The following is a 16342-nucleotide window of genomic DNA, read 5'->3' on the forward strand; positions in this document are numbered from 1 at the left end:
GTGATGCTCATTGTTGAAAGGATAGCGCCCACTTGCCATTAGCAAGTGAGACTTTGCCTTTAACTGGCTGGGACGCACAGCACAGAGAATCCTTTGACCAGTCAGGTACAAAGCCGGAGAACATAATTTCGCCGTTTTCAAGATAGAGTCGCTCAAGATGCTTTGGAAAATCAGAGGGGGTTTGGGTAGGCGTAGAGAGTTCGGGCACTACATTTATTTTGTGATAGGCGCCATATTTCATGGCAATTAGCAGTGTGCGCCCCATGGCACTACCGCCCGAGCATCCAACGTCTAAGCCAATTACTGCGACAAAAATTGGTTCTTTTTGAATTTTGTACTTCACCAGATGGCTTGGATTAAAGCTAAAAGAACAACCTATAGCGTTTCCGTAGCTTTCTAGCAAAGCTGGTATCGTTTTTTCGGCTGCTAGTTGCCCTGCGTCCCAAACTTTTTCTGCTTCTATGTCTTTCTGCGACATCTCTGCCCAGCACGGCATGCAGAATAGGATGAGCGAAAGAGCGCGAAGACTTTGAAGTTCCATCTTTCACCTAACGTTTGGTTAAGGGGCCGGCTTTAGCCGGTCCCGCAGTGAGCGAAGCGAACGACTTGAACCAAGTGTTAGGAGACTACTGCACGAACTCACCACGCCTCCGAACCATTTTGCGCAGATTCTTTAGCTTTGTAGGCTTATGCTCAGCCCACATTATTTCTGAACCATCCTCTATCTCTTCGTAGATTGGCAGTATCTCTGTTATGCCCTCAAATACCCATTGGACAGGTATGGCATCTGCGCCGCCTAGATATGGTTCAGTTGACTCTTTCGCGATTTTTTCGATTTTGTCATAGGCTTCGTCCATATTTTCTGCTTTTACTATTACTGTATTTTCCCATGACAAAAATCTTTCTTCGCTTTCTTCATTGCTTGGGTCGTTAATTTCAATGAAGCGTAAAAGATAGGCCCCAACGTACCATCCGACTGGCGATATGTTTTTATCTCGGGCCAAAATAGGCTCCTAACGATTAAGCTAAGGGGCCGGCTTTAGCCGGTCCCAGTGAGCGAAGCGAACGATTTGAGCGCATTGTTAGCTGCCAAGGCCGCAGTTTTGTGCATGCTTTATAAGAGCCTTTATTGCACTTTCTTCGTTGAGTGAGTGGCTACAGTAAAACTCCCTGCCAACTAACTCAATTGACTTGTCCGACAATGTGATAATTATGTGCTCTTTGTCAGTGGCTGTGGTCATTCTTGAGTTTAATAAGCGATATATGCGGTAAGACTCCAGCTTTAACTCTTTTGGTGGTTTGCCCTGAATGTTGAAGTAGGATGTTTCTTCAGCGCTCATGTGTATTGTTATAAATTCATGTGGAGCACCGACAGGGCTTGTGCGGAAGGTAAGCATGTAATCGATGATTGGCTCGCAGCCGTCCCAGTGCATGAAAGCGAAATCATCACTTGATGGCGGCAGTATGCCTGTTATTGGTATATAGCTCTGATTCATCTTTGGCTGCTAACGCTTGGTTAAGGGGCCGGCTTTAGCCGGTCCCGCAGTGAGCGAAGCGAACGACTTGAACCATTTGTTAGGGAAGTGCTCGGACTTATTTTGAGGCATCGTATATATCCATATTTAGCTTTATTCCGCGCACCCCAAGGGCGAACAATGCTTCCGGTGAAAGCGTCAAGCCGTCATTAAAGCTTGCCATGAAAATGCCGCAAAATAGGTCAACTTCATAGCGTGAGCTAATGGTTTTCCATGCCGATAGGTCTTGTGATAGCTGGTTTAGTATTTCAAAAATCTGCGAATCAAGGTTTTCTGGGCTTTTGCGTTCAACACTGAAGCGCCAGCTTCCGGTCTTGTGTACACGAACCTTGCCGGTAACAGCTCCAATTTCTTTCTCGCCCTTACGATGAGCTTTGCTCGGCACGGCGCCAAGTAACTTACTTACATCTTCGGGGATAAGGTCATCACCAAAAATACGCAGTGATGCGGCGGATCTGTCGAGGAGTCCCATTTTTTCCCTAACGTTTGGTTAAGGGGCCGGCTTTAGCCGGTCCCGAGTGAGCGGAGCGAACGACTTGAACCACTAGTTAGCGGTTTCATTTATTTTCGGTGGCACGTTGCTTTACTTGGGCGTGAAGCAGTAGCGGAGCTTTTGTAAATATATATAAGCCAAGGTTTCCCATGAGAAATAGAATAAAGCTTGCAAGTGACAGCCATAGCTCGCTTTTTAAACTGAGGTGGTAGAGTGCTCTAGCCGCACGGCCATGCTGTATTGGTGGAAAGCCTGCTGCCCATACATTTGTTATTAGCCAATAAAAGAATAAAAGAAGTGCTCCGCCGAATATAAGGCATCCATACCATTCAAATATCTGTGCTGTTGCAAGATCTTCTTTATTCTGCAGGGAATAAATAACGGTTGCTAACAGGCAGAAAATAATTGAAAGGCTTAGTGATGCGGCTGTGGCTGTGTTGATTTTTGATGCAACACCTTCGGATGAAGGTGTTAGATTAATTAGAAATGAAAGTTGGCTAATGGGTGGTATATTGCCAATAGCATGGCCAAGAGCTATTGCGATAATCGTCAATATGGTTAGTCTTCGAGCTAGCATTTAACTGCCTGGTGTGTGTTTGAGTTTTACCGCTAACGTTTGGTTAAGGGGCCGGCTTTAGCCGGTCCCGAGTGAGCGAAGCGAACGACTTGAACCATTTGTTAGCGGTGATACCACGTGGCATTTTTGATTTTTCCTGCTGGCGTGTGTTTTCTTAAAAGCTCAGCCATTTCTGCTAAATTCTCGTACCCTTCGAAGCGTAGATTGCTGAAAGATTTTGTGGTTAGCAGCAGGGATTTAATATTGCCTTTTATGCTCTGGATTCTAAGGCTTTCTATATCCGATAACGGTATGCTCACAACAGCGCCTTTGTGAGATATTTCGATTTTACTTTCAGGCTCAATTATGGATACGGTCGGATAGGATGAGTCATGATTTTTTATGCTTCTATACGCGCCGGGTAAATGTTTTATGAGTAGTAGGGTAATAATTGTAGCCAATATTTTGTGATATAGGCTGTCACTGGCAATAAACATCCAGGCGGAACCTGCAATTATGCTGATGACCAGTAATGCGGCGAGTATGGTTTTTCGTTTGCCGCTGCTTTTATATTTTTCAGATACGTGGAAATTCATATATGCCGCTAACGTTTAGGTTAAGGGGCCGCGGCACGCGGTCCCAGAGAGCGAAGCGAACGATTTGAACCGCTTGTTAGGCTGCGCACGGACTCAAGCCAAGCATTTTTAGAGCTCACCATACCGCGCATTGATGAGAGCCGTCCAAAGCACTTGTGCAGAGCTAATATCTTTGGCCGGTAATTTTCTCGACTCAATCTCCTCGGACATATCGAAGTCAGAGTACCTGGTGAAAATTGCGTAGCCGGACGAGAACACCGAAAGGGTATGCAGTTCGCCCGCTTGCGTACCGCACTCAATCCAACAATCAGGATGCTCATCGTCTTTTGAAGAAAAGATTTCCTGCAAGGCACTCTTGAGTTGTTCGGAGGTGGGGTTTGCTATGGTATTTCCGTATCTGGTGGTCAGGTTAATCCATTGGTGCATACGCTAATTTCCTTATGGGCCTAACGTTTGGCTAAGGGGCGGCCGCGAGCGTAGCTTGCGGACGTCCAAGTGAGCGCAGCGAACGACTTGAGGCAATTGTTAGGCTCGGTGCTGAGCCGGAAACTGCCGCCGTAAACCCCGCATTTGCTTTACCGCAACGGCCCTGCAAGCGGCGCGATGGCTGCAGCCATGAACTTAATCGGCGGCTTCTTTGCTGCACATTTTTGAAGATGGCCTGCGCGCTTTCCATGCGTTTACTTTCCTGATTGCTCTTGCTGCCTAACGGACAGGTTAAGGGGCGACCGCGAGCGCAGCTTGCGGGCGTCCCGAGTGAGCGAAGCGAACGACTTTGAACCGTTTGTTAGGCATCGCTCGGTTCCATGGTGGATTGCTTGATTTCAAGATTCTTCTTTTGTTTCTCTGCTCGTTTCTGGCTTCTATGGACAGTGCACTTGATGGTTTTGCCAGAATTTCTTTTAGAATTTGCTCTTTCACTGTCTTTGAATATGTTGGGGTTGTTGCCATATTTGATGAAGATGGCGTCAAATTTTGCTTGCAGAGATTTGTATTGTTCTGAGCTGCGGATGCATTGCTCTTGCTCTGGCGAGCACGGGCGTGGAAATAGGGCTTTCTGGGCTTTTGAGATTTTCCGCATTTCCCATAGATCCTGATCTCGTTCGGATGTGCTCATTTGGATTGCCTAACGTTTGGTTAAGGGGCGGGCTTTAGCCCGTCCCAGTGAGCGAAGCGAACGGTTTGAACCATTTGTTAGGTTTTCAGTATTCGTATGTAATGGCTGCAGTTTGAGGATTGAACTCAATTTTGCAAGATTTCCAGTTTCTTTTTGGGGCTTCGAGGTAAGAACTTAGTTGCTCAATGCATTGAGCCGGATATAGGTCGTCAGCAGGTTGGAACGTGGTTACTTCAGCGCCCTTAACAAGGATGCATTTATAGGATAGAGACACCTCATTGCTTGCCGACCTACTGTACTCGACCCATGCGGAATAAAATGAGTCAGGTAAACCCTCCCACATACACCCCGTTGCCCATTGAATTAGCTGTTCTCTGGTATGTGTCGGCTTGCTTTCCGGGGCGGATGGTTTTGATTCGGCAATTCTATTTATGGTGTCAATTACTCTGCGGAGCATGGTGAATACCTAACGTTTGGTTAAGGGGCGGGCTTTAGCCCGTCCCAGCGAGCAGGGCGAGCGATTTGAGCCAATTGTTAGGGGGGCTACACAAGCCGGATAACTCTAAAGTCACTAGGCGGTGCTTCTGCGCCAAATGCTATTAATTTTTGGAGTACGGCATTTGAGCATTGCCCCCACATGGCAAATTTTATAGCACTCATGCCATCTTCCGTGCGTATATATCTAACGTCAGCGCCTGCATCAATTAGGAGAAGAGCAGCATCACTACCTTTTTTCTTTCCCTTGGAGCAAGCGCACATTAGTGGCGTCATTGCATTGCCATCAAGTGCATTCAAGTCAGCGCCAGCGGAAATCAGGAAAGATACAAATTTCGTTGAACCGTTATCGGCGGCAACATGGAGTGCTGTTCGTTGGTATATAGGCTCATGCACTGATACTCCGATGCCTTTCTGTAGTAGCTCTTTGACCTTTGATAAGTCGCTATTCTCTACAGCTGATACCAGTTGATATTCGTCTGTTTTAAATGCGGCTAAGCGTTCGTCCTTAGTCATGTGACCCCTAACGTTTGGTTAAGGGGCGGGCTTTAGCCCGTCCCAGTGAGCGAAGCGAACGATTTGAACCACTTGTTAGGTAATCTATTTGGTGACCTGAATAGGTACGCGAAACTTTACTCTGCTGACTGTTTCTGTGCCATTAGATAGATCTCCTCCAAGAGCTCCAATACCAGCAATGCTCAATTTTGCACCACCTTCTTGCGAGGATGATTCAGTAACAGCAATATCGAAGTCAACATATGTTACGAATGCACTTCCGTGAGAAAACATATTAATTTTGTTTAATCCGGCGACATCTGCCCGGCCATTGCTAAAGGTTGATTGGTTTTCTTGCACTGCCTCAGTCACTTGCCTGAGAGTTTCAGCTACAAATTCTTTAACATCCATGAATAGATCTCCATTTTTTTGAGTATTACCTAACGTTTGGCTAAGGGGCCGGCTTTAGCCGGTCCCGAGTGAGCGGAGCGAACGACTTGAGCCACTTGTTAGGCTCGGTTAACTCGTAACATCACCAGCATCTTTCATGCTCTTGTTTAACATAGGTGACGGGCGTTCTGATAACGGAATTTCCAGCATCAAGAGAGAGGCGGGAAATATCTAGCGTGCAAAATCCATTGCTCATATTGTAAGCAAGCTCATACTCCCCTTGAGGCTCAGGCGTGAATGTTGCTGTTATACGGCAGCTAGAAGTGGCTATTCCACCAGCCACTGCTCTTGCAGGAGTTAACGCTTGGGTTTCTATAGTGAGTGGTACTCTAGCTCTAAATTTGCGTTCAATTTTTGTGTGGTTAGGAATTGAGCTGGAGTCAATCATTTCTAGGTTGCTGACTTCTATGTCACCTTTAGCATTCCAGTTTTCAGAACCTATGATCTGGCCCAAACTGCGCATGTCTTTACAATGGCCGTTAATGTGAACTGCACTAAATAGCCCATAGCCTGCCCCCTGTGCTATTAAGCGAACCTTCGCGGAGGGGCCAGGCACTGGTTCTGTTGCTAAGTAAGGCTTTGCGCAGCCAGCTACTAACAATGAAGTTATGAGGCATGCAATTCTTGGAGCGACTTTCTTAATTTCCATAAGAGCCTAACGATTAAGCTAACGGGCGGCCAAAAGCGCAGCTTTTGGACGTCCAGCGAACGAAGTGAGCGGCAGTTGAGCGCATTGTTAGGCGCACACAACTGGTAGCTCTTGTACGGACTCAATTGAGGCCGAGCTGCATTTGATTTTGCCACCAAAGCCCCAAATGGATTCAATAAGGACGATTATTTCTCCGTCCGCTGTGGGGGTGAACTGAATTGAGTTTATGACGTTTTGGTGGTTGAACTCTGATATGGATATGTCACTGAGACCGCCAAATGAGAAATTTACCAAGACGCTTTTTGTGACTGCGAGTTCATAGTCGGCGGTTCCTACGCCAACCTCCGCGTACTGCCTTACATGAACGCACAAATTTGCAACTGGCGAAGTGGCGTTTAGCGGCAGCGCACGCGATACGGAAAAAGATATGACTTCGGCATCATGAAAACTTGGCCACCCACCTAGGGCTTCGACCACTTTCTCCGATCCGTGGATTAGCTTTGTAGTTTCCATGTGAGCCTAACGTTTGGTTAAGGGGCCGGCTTTAGCCGGTCCCGAGTGAGCGAAGCGAGCGGCTTGAACCAATTGTTATACTTGACTCACTCTGCCAGAGCGCCATTTTGCTTTTTGGCTCTTATAAGATTAACCAGGGCTCGTATTGCAGAATCAATTACACCGATGGCGCCGATAAAAATCACTGACAGGCCGAGAACACCTGAGCCCGATTTGAATATAAGCAAGCCAACTAAAGAGGCTGCGACCCAAATTGCAATGCCTATAAGGTTTCTTTTGAATTTTTCTGATGGTGGCAGTGCTTTGTATTTTGCTTTTAGGTGTTTTTTAAGCATGAGGAACTCCTTTTCTATAGCTTGTGTGTTTGGTGCTTTATTTGGGTATAACGTTTGGTTAAGGGGCGGGCTTTAGCCCGTCCCAGTGAGCGAAGCGAACGGTTTGAACCACTAGTTAGGGCTTAGCATTCTCCCGCACGTTGTGACATGCAAACCCCTCGGCTTGGTGACGACAAGCTACTTGGCATATTTGATATGCCGATACCATTGGCAATGGGTTTAATGGTTATTCCGTTGAGCAGGCAGAATGTCAGAATTGAAGCGCCAAACAATGCAAAGAAAACACCTGGAGCAACATCCCTTAATTTAAGCTCTTGGTGTTCTCCAGTTTTAATACTTAAATCACCTTGCTTGGTTTGTGCAACGAAAAATAATCTATAACCGAGATAAACACATAGAATTCCACCTAACACTATGAGAATTCTATAAATCATAAATAAGAGTACGTAATCCATCTTGACCTCCTTGCCCTAACGATTAAGCTAACGGGCAGACAAAAGCGTAGCTTTTGGCTGTCCAGCGAACGAAGTGAGCGGCAGTTGAGCGCATTGTTAGGCAATACGGCAATTCAGGATACCCATGATCCAAAATAATGGAGTGTAATTGAGTCGAAACCATACCATAGTTCAATACGAGTTGAGCCTTCGGCATGCTTAGGGCCAACATGGTAGGCTGAGTTGATTAATGAAATTCCTGGCAGAATAGGAAGGACGTTGACTGACCAATCTGGGCCTGTTGCGTATGCGATGTTGTATGCGCAGGAACTGCGAGAGCCTTTTGCTATGCACTCCTGCTCAAGTTTCCTCTGAAGCTTTACCGTTCTATCGTAGCCTTCCCGGGCTTTGCGAGACATTAGTTCAGCCTCTTTGTTCCAGGCGACCACTCCTGTAATAGCGTAGAGAGTAAGAGCTATGGCAAGGGCTGTCTTGATTCGTGTGTTCATGACTTGCCTAACGATTAAGCTAAGGGGCCGGCTTCGCCGGTCCCAGCGAACGGAGTGAGCGATTTGAGTGCATTGTTAGAGGCTACCATCCGTATGTGTCAGTAGTTGCTTTTAATTGGTTTGCTAGTTTTACCCTGCACTCTGATTCATGCACAGACTGCCATTGCCCGCCGTAGGTCTGGCTCACTGACTTGCAGAATAAGTTTCTAAACTCCACCCATTGCTCTTTTGCTTTTCTGAGCTGCTGGGCTGGTTCTTTACTTGGCTCTGCTTCGGCTTCTGACAGAAGGCGATTGTAGCTTTCTTCCATTAACTGGTTCTGCTGCTGCCAAGAGGCATGCGCTTTTTCTGCATATTCCGCTTGTGATTCTGCGATTACAGAACTGCTTGCGATAGATAACCAGATAGCAGACGCAAGAACTGGGATTTGGCGATCAGGCATTATTGCCTCTAACGTTTGGTTAAGGGGCCGGCTTTAGCCGGTCCCGAGTGAGCGGAGCGAGCGACTTGAACCAATTGTTATGCCCTTAGCGTCAGGATAAATTCAATTGCTCTTTGAATATCTTCTGGGCAGTACGTTGACCAGTATTCATGCTCTTTGCACCAAAGCAGGAAGTTCAGAAGACAATTTATTTGCTCTTGATTGAGGGCTGAGAGCCTAACACGTGCTTCGGCCTGATACTTAGGGGCTGGCCCTAGATTGTAGATTAGAAACTCTGTTTCCATGCCTGACGCTTCGGCTTCTTTGGTTAAGCAATACCTGAGATAAGATGGTAAGGCCCAGCGCCAGCCACTTGCCGAAAGGCATGACATTTCCTGATGTAGGCAGCGAATAGCGTCTACTGGAAGCTCGTGGCCTTTATATGGCAACAGGTCTTCTCTAAGGAAATTACAATGCAAACAATCATCCTTGTGAAAGGAAACTGCTGCGCCTTTGGGCTTTGCGACAAAGGGGAAATGTTTCTCCACTTCGCTTTGGATGGTTTCAGTTTTCATAGTGCATAACGATTAAGCTAACGGGCGGCCAAAAGCGCAGCTTTTGGACGTCCAGCGAACGAAGTGAGCGGCAGTTGAGCGCATTGTTAGAGAACTGCACGCGGTAATTTTTGTACATGCCCGAAGGCGGATGCCAAGGAGAACATGACGGAGAACTTTAGAATGGCTATGGCTGCGATGCCAATCTGTGACATTTTCTCTTGTACTCCATAGGTTTGAGCTGAAACTAAAACGATGCCGATCAGGCAGAAAATGAGGCCATAAACCGCACCAGCGATAGCGCCATTTTTGAGTGGGGAAAATTTAGACTTGTAACCAATAACGAAGCCACCAGCTAACCATGGAAGGTTATAGATGGCTTCCAGGATGAAGCTTGCAAGGTGGCTGCCCAGTGTGGCTTTGAATAGCTTAACGATCAGGAGCGAAATTGCTGCCGTGGCTAGCCCAAGTAGTATCGGGTTACGTTCCATGTTTTTCTCTAACTAGTGTTTATACGACATGCCTAGGGGTAGGCATAATGTCCGATACTGGGTGTTTGTGGCTATTGCTAGGCATGTTGATATCCACATATAGCCATTATGTCCAGATGATCCGCTCCGCCAACCCCAGCCTCTCGGCCTCGCTTCGTTCTATCAGCCATACCTGATTCTCACGGTCCCACTTGCCGCCGGCGCTTCTGATCATTCGCTGGAGGTCGTTTTCGTTGCGGAAGATGCGCAGGGCTACCGGCGGGGTGGGTGCTGGTGGTGGGGTTTTGTACAGGACGTACTTTTGTTCGACGATGAGTTCGACCGTGGTGTAGTGGGTGTTGGTTTTGCGGTCGAGGCGGTAGCGGACGGCGACGAGTTGCTCGCCGTAGCGTTCTTGCAAGCGTTTGGTGCCGGGTTTGCCGGGCTTGAGGGTTTTGACAACGTCCATATTGTCACCGGGTCTGTGCGAGGTGCTCGCAGTCTGCCCCAGTGCTGGCGCTTTGCTCAAGCCGGTGCAGGCGTGCCGCGAGGTTGGTCAGCTCAGCTTTTAGCCGCGTGCGGGGGCAGTGGTCACTGTTGGCCAACCTCGGGAAGATAGGCCTGACGCAGTCGCGGGCTGACGCCGCTGGACTCCAGTTCCAGCACGGCGGCGCGCAGTTGCTCGACGATCAGCGGATCGCAGATCCTGGAACAGGCCAGGTAAAGATCAGTGCTGGTCATGACCGGGCTCTGGTTGAGCTTGCGGCGCTGTTGCGACGATTGGTGCCAGATATACAGCGCCTCCGGAATCCCGGTGAACCAGGCATCGAGGCGCCCGCGTTCGAGCAGGATGGCGGGGTTCTCGCCCAGCTTGAGCTGGATGATCTGCTCCTCGGCGAAGCCCTCGCGCCGCAGGATTTCCACCTGGGCGGTGCCGAGCCCGACGCCGATACGCCGGTAGCGCTGGCGGGCCTGCGCGAAGTTGCTGACAGGTTCGTCGAGGCTGAAGAATGCGCGCTCCAGCGGCATGATCGGGACGATCCAGGTGTAGCGCTCCTCGCGCTCCGGGGTGCGCGACAGCGGGATGATCAGTTGATTATGGCCAGTGGCGACTTTGACCTGCGCCCTGGCCCAGGGCTCGTCGATGATGCGTGCCGTTCGGCCAATGAGGGTGATGGCGGCGAGGGTGATGTCGCCGACCATGCCTTGACCACGCGCGTTGTTGTGCAGGGTAAGCGGCGGGGCATCCGGCATATGCAGTTCCAGCGGTACCTCGGCAGCACTGTGACCGCTGAACAGCAGGGAAACCAGCAGGCAGATAACGATTGGCATCGGGAACATCCTGTCCGGGTTATGCGCATCAAGCATAGAGCGCGCAGAGTCGCTTCCTGCGAATGATGGATGGCTTACAACTTCATTAAGACTGCAGCTCCGGTAGGTCACGATACATTTCCAGCGCCTTCGGGTTGGCCAGGGCGTCGGTGTTTTTTACCGGCCTGCCGTGCACCACATTGCGCACCGCCAGTTCGACGATCTTGCCGCTGATGGTGCGCGGGATGTCGGCGACCTGGATGATCTTCGCCGGCACATGGCGCGGTGTGGTGTTGGCGCGGATCACCTGGCGGATCTCGGCCTGTAGGGTGTCATCCAGTACAACGCCGTCACGCAGACGGACGAACAGTACCACGCGCACATCGCCTTCCCAGTCCTGGCCGATGGCGATGGATTCCAGTACCTGCTCGACCTTTTCCACCTGGCGGTAGATCTCGGCGGTGCCGATGCGCACGCCGCCAGGGTTGAGCACGGCATCGGAGCGGCCGTGGATCACCAGGCCGCCGTGCTCGGTGATCTCGGCGTAGTCGCCATGGGCCCAGACGCCGGGGAAGCTGGCGAAGTAGGCTGCGTGGAATTTCTCGCCAGCCGCATCGTTCCAGAAGCCGACCGGCATGGAGGGGAAGTGATGGGCGCAGATCAGTTCGCCTTTTTCCCCGTTGACCGGCCGGCCTTGGTCATTCCACACCTGCACGTCCATCCCCAGGCCCTTGCACTGCAGCTCGCCGCGCCAGACCGGCAGGGTTGGGTTGCCGAGGGCGAAGCAGGACACGATGTCGGTGCCGCCGGAGATGGAGGACAGGCAGACATCACGCTTGATGTCGCGGTAGACGTACTCGAAGCTCTCGTGGGCGAGCGGTGAACCGGTCGAGAGAATGGCCTTCAGCCGGCCCAGCTTGTGCGTCTCGCGCGGCTTGGCGCCGGCTTTTTCCAGGGCGGCGATGAACTTGGCGCTGGTACCGAAGAGGCTGATGTTCTCGGCGTCGATCAGGTCGATCAGGCGCTCGGCCGAGGGGTGGAAGGGGGAGCCATCAAACAGCACCAGGCTGGCGCCCAGGGCCAGGCCGGAGACCAGCCAGTTCCACATCATCCAGCCGCAGGTGGTGTAGTAGAACAGGGTGTCGTCGGCCGTCAGGTCGGTGTGCAGACCCAGTTCCTTGACGTGCTGCAGCAGGGTGCCGCCGACACCATGCACGATGCACTTGGGCACGCCGGTGGTACCGCTGGAATAGAGGATGTACAGCGGCTGCTCGAAGGGCACCGGGTTGAACTGCGGTTCACCGCCGGCCTGGTAGAAGTCCTGCCACAGGCTGACGCGGGCGGCGCTGAGGAAGTCGCCGGCCCCGGCCGTCAGGTTGGAGTAGGACACCACCACCAGTTGCTGTAGCGAGGGCAGGCGCTCAAGGATTTCGTTGAGCTTGGCGGTCAGGTCGAGGTTCTTGCCGGCATAGTGATAACCGGCAGCGGCGATCAGCACCTTGGGTTCGATCTGGCCGAAGCGGTCGATCACGCCCTGGGTGCCGAAGTCCGGCGAGCAGGACGACCAGGTGGCGCCGAGGCTGGCGGTGGCGAGCATGCCGACCACGGTCTGCCAGGTGTTGGGCATAAAGGCGGCCACGCGGTCGCCGACACCGACGCCGGCTTCGCGCAGGCTGCGCTGCAGGCCGGCGACATGGGCGGCCAGCTCGGCATAGGACAGCTGCTCGCGCGAGCCGTCCTCGCCAATGGCGACCAGCGCCGGATGGTCGTCGCGGCGGCGCAGCAGGTGTTCGGCGAAGTTCAGGGTGGCGCCGGGGAACCAGTGCGCGCCGGGCATGACCGGGCCTTCGCGCAGAACCGCCTCGGGCTGCTGGGCGAAACGCACCTCGAAGAAATCGACAATGGCCTGCCAGAACGCCTCGCGCTGCGCCACGCTCCAGGCGTGCAGGGAGGGGTAGTCGGTCAGTTGCAGGGCGTGACGCTGGTTGACGAAGCGGCGGAAGGCATCCATGCGGGTGGCGGCGATGCGTTCGGCGGAGGGCGCCCAGAGCGGTTGTTGCATCTCGATTCCTCGATGGTTCTTGTTCGTTCGCGCCAGCCCAGAGGCGGCGGATGGCACAGCCTAAAGGGTTGTCCGGTGGCGGCCATGGCTGCTGCCGTCGGTCGGCCTGCCTCTGAGCCACGCCGCTGTGGCGTGGGCACTACGGTGCAGCGATGGCGGGCACTGCGCGCTTTACAGCCTGTCAGGAAAAGCTGACAGGGTTGGGTGTGGATGGTTTTTCCCCGGATTGCATTCGGGCTACTCGAGCGCTTTCCCTCTCCCTAGCCCTCTCCCATAAATGGGAGAGGGGACTTTCCGTGCCTGCCTGGGCTAAGCCTGTCTGGCCCTGGCCACCCGCGAGCCGTTGGGCTTGCCGAGTACCTCGCAGATGCGTTGGCCGGCAGCAATGAGCTTGTCCATATCGATGCCGGTGGCTATGCCCAGGCCGTTGAGCAGATAGAGCACGTCCTCGGTGGCGACATTGCCGGTGGCACCCTTGGCATAGGGGCAGCCGCCTAAACCTGCGACCGAGCTGTCGAACACGGCGATGCCTTCCAGCAGGCTGGCGTAGATGTTCGCCAGGGCCTGGCCGTAGGTGTCGTGGAAGTGCCCGGCCAGCTTGTCGCGCGGGATATCGCGGCCGACCACCTCGAACAGGGTGCGGGTCTTGCCGGCGGTACCGGTGCCGATGGTGTCGCCCAACGAGATTTCGTAGCAGCCCATGGCCAGCAGCTCGCGCGCCACGGCGGCGACCTGCTCGGGCGCCACTTCGCCCTCGTAGGGGCAACCTAGCACGCAGGAGACATAGCCGCGCACCGTGATGCCGTGAGCCTTGGCCGCTTCCATCACCGGCACGAAACGCTCCAGGCTGTCGGCGATGGAGCAGTTGATGTTCTTCTGCGAGAAGGCCTCGCTGGCGGCGGCGAACACCGCCACTTCCTTCACCCCGGCCTCGACGGCGGCCTCGAAGCCTTTGAGGTTGGGGGTGAGGGCGCCATACACCACGCCGGGCCTGCGCTGGATCTGGGCAAACACCTCGGCGGAGCCGGCCATCTGCGGCACCCACTTGGGCGAGACGAAGCTGCCCACCTCGATATAGCTCAGGCCGGCGGCGCTCAGGTCATCGGTCAGGCGTACCTTGTCGGCCACGCTGATCGGCTGTTTCTCGTTCTGCAGGCCGTCGCGCGGGCCGACTTCGACCAGGCGGACGTGGTGGGGCAGGTTCATGAAGTTCCTCGCAAGATTGTTTTGAAACCCCCTATTCCCACGGGAGAGGGCGGGGCGGCCCGCGTAGGGTGAGGGGCGGATCGGCCCCTCACCCTAACCCTCTCCCGGAGGGAGAGGGAACTGTCCGTGCTAGGCAGGGATTTCTTCCAGCTCTACCAGTGCAGCGCCTTCGCTGACCATGTCACCCTCGCCACAATACAGCGCCTTGACCGTGCCGGCGTGGGGCGCGCGGATGCTGTGTTCCATCTTCATGGCTTCCAGCACCACCAGGGCCTGCCCGCCCTCCACGGTCTGGCCGGCTTCGACCAGTACGCGGACGATACTGCCGTTCATGGGTGCCGTCAGCCCGCCGTGCTGGGCGTGGCTGGCTTCGGCCTCGGCGATCGGGTCGACACGGCGCACATCGTGCAGGCGGCCCTGCCATTCCAGATAAAGCGCATCGCCCTGGCGGATCGCCCGGTGTGCGAGGCGTAGGCCGTTCTGCTCGGTCCACAGCTGTTCGCCCTGCAGGCAGGATTGCGCCGGGCCACGCAGGTGCACGGTGTGGCGCTGCTCGCCGCTGGCGAGATGTACATCGGTTTCTGCAGTCAGGCCGGAACGCCAGCCGCTGCTGGCGGCCCAGGGCGAGTGATAGTCCTCGTGGCTACGGCGCGGCGTTTCGCTTTGCAGCCAGGCCTCGGCGGCCAGTTGCCAGAACTCGGCGGGTAGCTCGGTGATGGCCGGCAGCAGCTGTTGCTGATGCTGGGCGATAAAGCCGGTGTCCAGCTCGGCAGCGGCGAAGGCCGGATGGGCCAGCACGCGGCGCAGGAAGGGCAGGTTGCTGGCAAAGCCACCGACGGCGGTTTCCTCGAGCATGGCCAGCAGGCGCTGGCGGGCCTGCTCGCGGTCCTCGCCCCAGGCGATCAGCTTGGCCAGCATGGGGTCGTAGAAGGGCGAAACGGTATCGCCTTCGACCACGCCGCTGTCCACCCGGCGGCCTTCGCCAGCGGCGGGTTCGCGATACAGCTTGAGGTCCCCGGATGCCGGCAGGAAGTCGTGGTCGGTGTCCTCGGCATACAAGCGCACTTCAATGGCGTGGCCATTGAGCGGCACCTGATCCTGGCTGATCGGCAGCGCTTCGCCACGGGCCACGCGAATCTGCCAGGCCACCAGGTCGAGGCCGGTGATGGCTTCGGTAACCGGATGCTCCACCTGCAGGCGGGTATTCATCTCCATAAAGAAGAACTGGCCGCGGGCATCGAGCAGGAACTCCACGGTGCCGGCGCCCACATAGCCGATGGCCTGGGCGGCCTTGACCGCCGCCTCGCCCATGGCGCGGCGCAGCTCGGGCGACAGACCCGGCGCCGGGGCTTCTTCGACCACCTTCTGGTGGCGGCGCTGGATCGAGCAGTCGCGCTCGTTGAGGTACAGGCAGTTGCCGTGGCTGTCGGCGAACACCTGGATCTCCACGTGGCGCGGCTGCAGCACGTATTTCTCCACCAGCATGCGCGAGTCGCCGAAGGCCGACTGGGCTTCGCGCTGGGCGGATTCCAGGGTTTCGGCCAATTCGCTCTCGCGCTCGACCACCTTCATGCCCTTGCCACCGCCACCGGCGGCGGCCTTGAGCAATACGGGGTAGCCGATGCGTTCGGCGGCTGCGCGGAAGGTTTCCACGTCCTGGGCTTCGCCGTGATATCCGGGCACCAGGGGCACGCCGGCATCTTCCATCAGTGCCTTGGCCGCGGACTTGCTGCCCATGGCGTCGATGGCGCTGGCGGGCGGACCGAGGAACACCAGACCGGCGGCCTCGATGGCGCGGGCGAAGCCGGCGTTCTCGGAGAGGAATCCGTAGCCTGGGTGGATGGCCTGGGCGCCGCTGGCCTTGGCCGCGGCGATGATCTTGTCGATCTGCAGGTAGCTCTCGGCCGGCTTGGCGCCGCCGAGGTTCACCGCCAGGTCGGCCTCGCGCACATGGCGGGCGTTGGCGTCGATGGCACTGTGCACGGCCACGGTCTTCAGGCCCAGGGTATTGGCGGTGCGCATTACTCGGCAGGCGATCTCGCCGCGGTTGGCCACCAGCAGGGTGTCGATGTGCGTGTGGCTCATGCTTGCGGCTCCTGCTGGAGGTTTAAACGTTTATCCAGCGCTTTGCCGAGCAGGGC

At 54.4% G+C, this 16342-nt stretch carries 22 protein-coding genes; all 22 read right to left on the bottom strand.

The features are described from left to right. Window positions 1-7: 7 nt before the first annotated feature. The 22 genes from ACOAPY_RS10590 to ACOAPY_RS10695 all read right to left on the bottom strand — a co-directional run bounded on the left by ACOAPY_RS10590 (window position 8) and on the right by ACOAPY_RS10695 (window position 16286). Window positions 8-541, bottom strand: coding sequence for a hypothetical protein (locus ACOAPY_RS10590; protein WP_465153254.1), 534 nt, complete (start codon window positions 539-541; stop codon window positions 8-10). A gap of 85 nt (window positions 542-626) precedes the next feature. Beyond that, window positions 627-1004: a DUF4288 domain-containing protein gene (locus ACOAPY_RS10595; protein ID WP_465153255.1), complete on the bottom strand. Its 378-nt coding sequence runs from the start codon at window positions 1002-1004 to the stop codon at window positions 627-629. A gap of 78 nt (window positions 1005-1082) precedes the next feature. Next, on the bottom strand, window positions 1083-1496 hold the full coding sequence (locus ACOAPY_RS10600) for a hypothetical protein (RefSeq protein ID WP_465153256.1): 414 nt from the start codon (window positions 1494-1496) through the stop codon (window positions 1083-1085). A 97-nt stretch (window positions 1497-1593) separates the two neighbouring features. Next, window positions 1594-2007, bottom strand: coding sequence for a DUF4279 domain-containing protein (locus ACOAPY_RS10605; protein ID WP_465153257.1), 414 nt, complete (start codon window positions 2005-2007; stop codon window positions 1594-1596). An 85-nt stretch (window positions 2008-2092) separates the two neighbouring features. Then, window positions 2093-2581, bottom strand: coding sequence for a hypothetical protein (locus tag ACOAPY_RS10610; RefSeq protein ID WP_465153258.1), 489 nt, complete (start codon window positions 2579-2581; stop codon window positions 2093-2095). A gap of 125 nt (window positions 2582-2706) precedes the next feature. Further along, complete coding sequence (locus ACOAPY_RS10615; RefSeq protein WP_465153259.1) at window positions 2707-3180, bottom strand: hypothetical protein; 474 nt, start codon at window positions 3178-3180, stop codon at window positions 2707-2709. A 108-nt stretch (window positions 3181-3288) separates the two neighbouring features. Further along, window positions 3289-3606 (bottom strand): hypothetical protein, encoded by a 318-nt coding sequence (locus tag ACOAPY_RS10620; RefSeq protein ID WP_465153260.1) that lies wholly within the window; start codon window positions 3604-3606, stop codon window positions 3289-3291. A gap of 361 nt (window positions 3607-3967) precedes the next feature. Continuing rightward, window positions 3968-4297 (bottom strand): hypothetical protein, encoded by a 330-nt coding sequence (locus ACOAPY_RS10625; protein WP_465153261.1) that lies wholly within the window; start codon window positions 4295-4297, stop codon window positions 3968-3970. A gap of 543 nt (window positions 4298-4840) precedes the next feature. Further along, entirely contained in the window at window positions 4841-5308 is a 468-nt protein-coding gene (locus ACOAPY_RS10630) for an ankyrin repeat domain-containing protein (protein WP_465153262.1), read from the bottom strand. An 84-nt stretch (window positions 5309-5392) separates the two neighbouring features. Beyond that, window positions 5393-5698 carry a hypothetical protein gene (locus ACOAPY_RS10635; RefSeq protein ID WP_465153263.1) on the bottom strand — a complete coding sequence of 102 codons (306 nt, stop codon included), beginning with the start codon at window positions 5696-5698 and terminating at the stop codon, window positions 5393-5395. A 121-nt stretch (window positions 5699-5819) separates the two neighbouring features. Then, entirely contained in the window at window positions 5820-6386 is a 567-nt protein-coding gene (locus tag ACOAPY_RS10640; RefSeq protein WP_465153265.1) for a hypothetical protein, read from the bottom strand. A gap of 87 nt (window positions 6387-6473) precedes the next feature. Continuing rightward, on the bottom strand, window positions 6474-6899 hold the full coding sequence (locus ACOAPY_RS10645) for an Imm50 family immunity protein (protein ID WP_465153266.1): 426 nt from the start codon (window positions 6897-6899) through the stop codon (window positions 6474-6476). A gap of 86 nt (window positions 6900-6985) precedes the next feature. Next, window positions 6986-7234: a hypothetical protein gene (locus tag ACOAPY_RS10650; RefSeq protein WP_465153267.1), complete on the bottom strand. Its 249-nt coding sequence runs from the start codon at window positions 7232-7234 to the stop codon at window positions 6986-6988. Window positions 7235-7356: 122 nt separating this feature from the next. After that, the gene (locus ACOAPY_RS10655; RefSeq protein WP_465153268.1) at window positions 7357-7689 is read right to left on the bottom strand and encodes a hypothetical protein; all 333 of its coding nucleotides are present in this window, start codon (window positions 7687-7689) and stop codon (window positions 7357-7359) included. Between the two features lie 570 nt (window positions 7690-8259). Continuing rightward, a complete protein-coding gene (locus ACOAPY_RS10660; protein ID WP_465153269.1) occupies window positions 8260-8619 on the bottom strand; it encodes a lysozyme inhibitor LprI family protein in 360 nt (119 codons plus the stop codon). Between the two features lie 77 nt (window positions 8620-8696). Beyond that, window positions 8697-9173, bottom strand: a complete 477-nt coding sequence (locus tag ACOAPY_RS10665; protein ID WP_465153270.1) for a DUF6714 family protein — start codon at window positions 9171-9173, stop codon at window positions 8697-8699. A gap of 86 nt (window positions 9174-9259) precedes the next feature. Further along, entirely contained in the window at window positions 9260-9643 is a 384-nt protein-coding gene (locus ACOAPY_RS10670; protein WP_465153271.1) for a hypothetical protein, read from the bottom strand. Between the two features lie 106 nt (window positions 9644-9749). Further along, window positions 9750-10091, bottom strand: a complete 342-nt coding sequence (locus ACOAPY_RS10675; RefSeq protein ID WP_465153272.1) for a hypothetical protein — start codon at window positions 10089-10091, stop codon at window positions 9750-9752. Between the two features lie 122 nt (window positions 10092-10213). Further along, entirely contained in the window at window positions 10214-10954 is a 741-nt protein-coding gene (locus ACOAPY_RS10680; protein WP_465153273.1) for a substrate-binding periplasmic protein, read from the bottom strand. Between the two features lie 85 nt (window positions 10955-11039). Next, entirely contained in the window at window positions 11040-12995 is a 1956-nt protein-coding gene (locus tag ACOAPY_RS10685; protein ID WP_465153274.1) for an acetoacetate--CoA ligase, read from the bottom strand. 309 nt (window positions 12996-13304) lie between these two features. Then, window positions 13305-14201, bottom strand: coding sequence for a hydroxymethylglutaryl-CoA lyase (locus tag ACOAPY_RS10690; protein WP_465153275.1), 897 nt, complete (start codon window positions 14199-14201; stop codon window positions 13305-13307). A 129-nt stretch (window positions 14202-14330) separates the two neighbouring features. After that, window positions 14331-16286 carry an acetyl/propionyl/methylcrotonyl-CoA carboxylase subunit alpha gene (locus ACOAPY_RS10695; protein WP_465153276.1) on the bottom strand — a complete coding sequence of 652 codons (1956 nt, stop codon included), beginning with the start codon at window positions 16284-16286 and terminating at the stop codon, window positions 14331-14333. Window positions 16287-16342: the final 56 nt, after the last annotated feature.

The sequence above is a fragment of the Pseudomonas stagnisoli genome (assembly GCF_048595745.1).
Lineage (GTDB): Bacteria > Pseudomonadota > Gammaproteobacteria > Pseudomonadales > Pseudomonadaceae > Aquipseudomonas > Aquipseudomonas alcaligenes_A.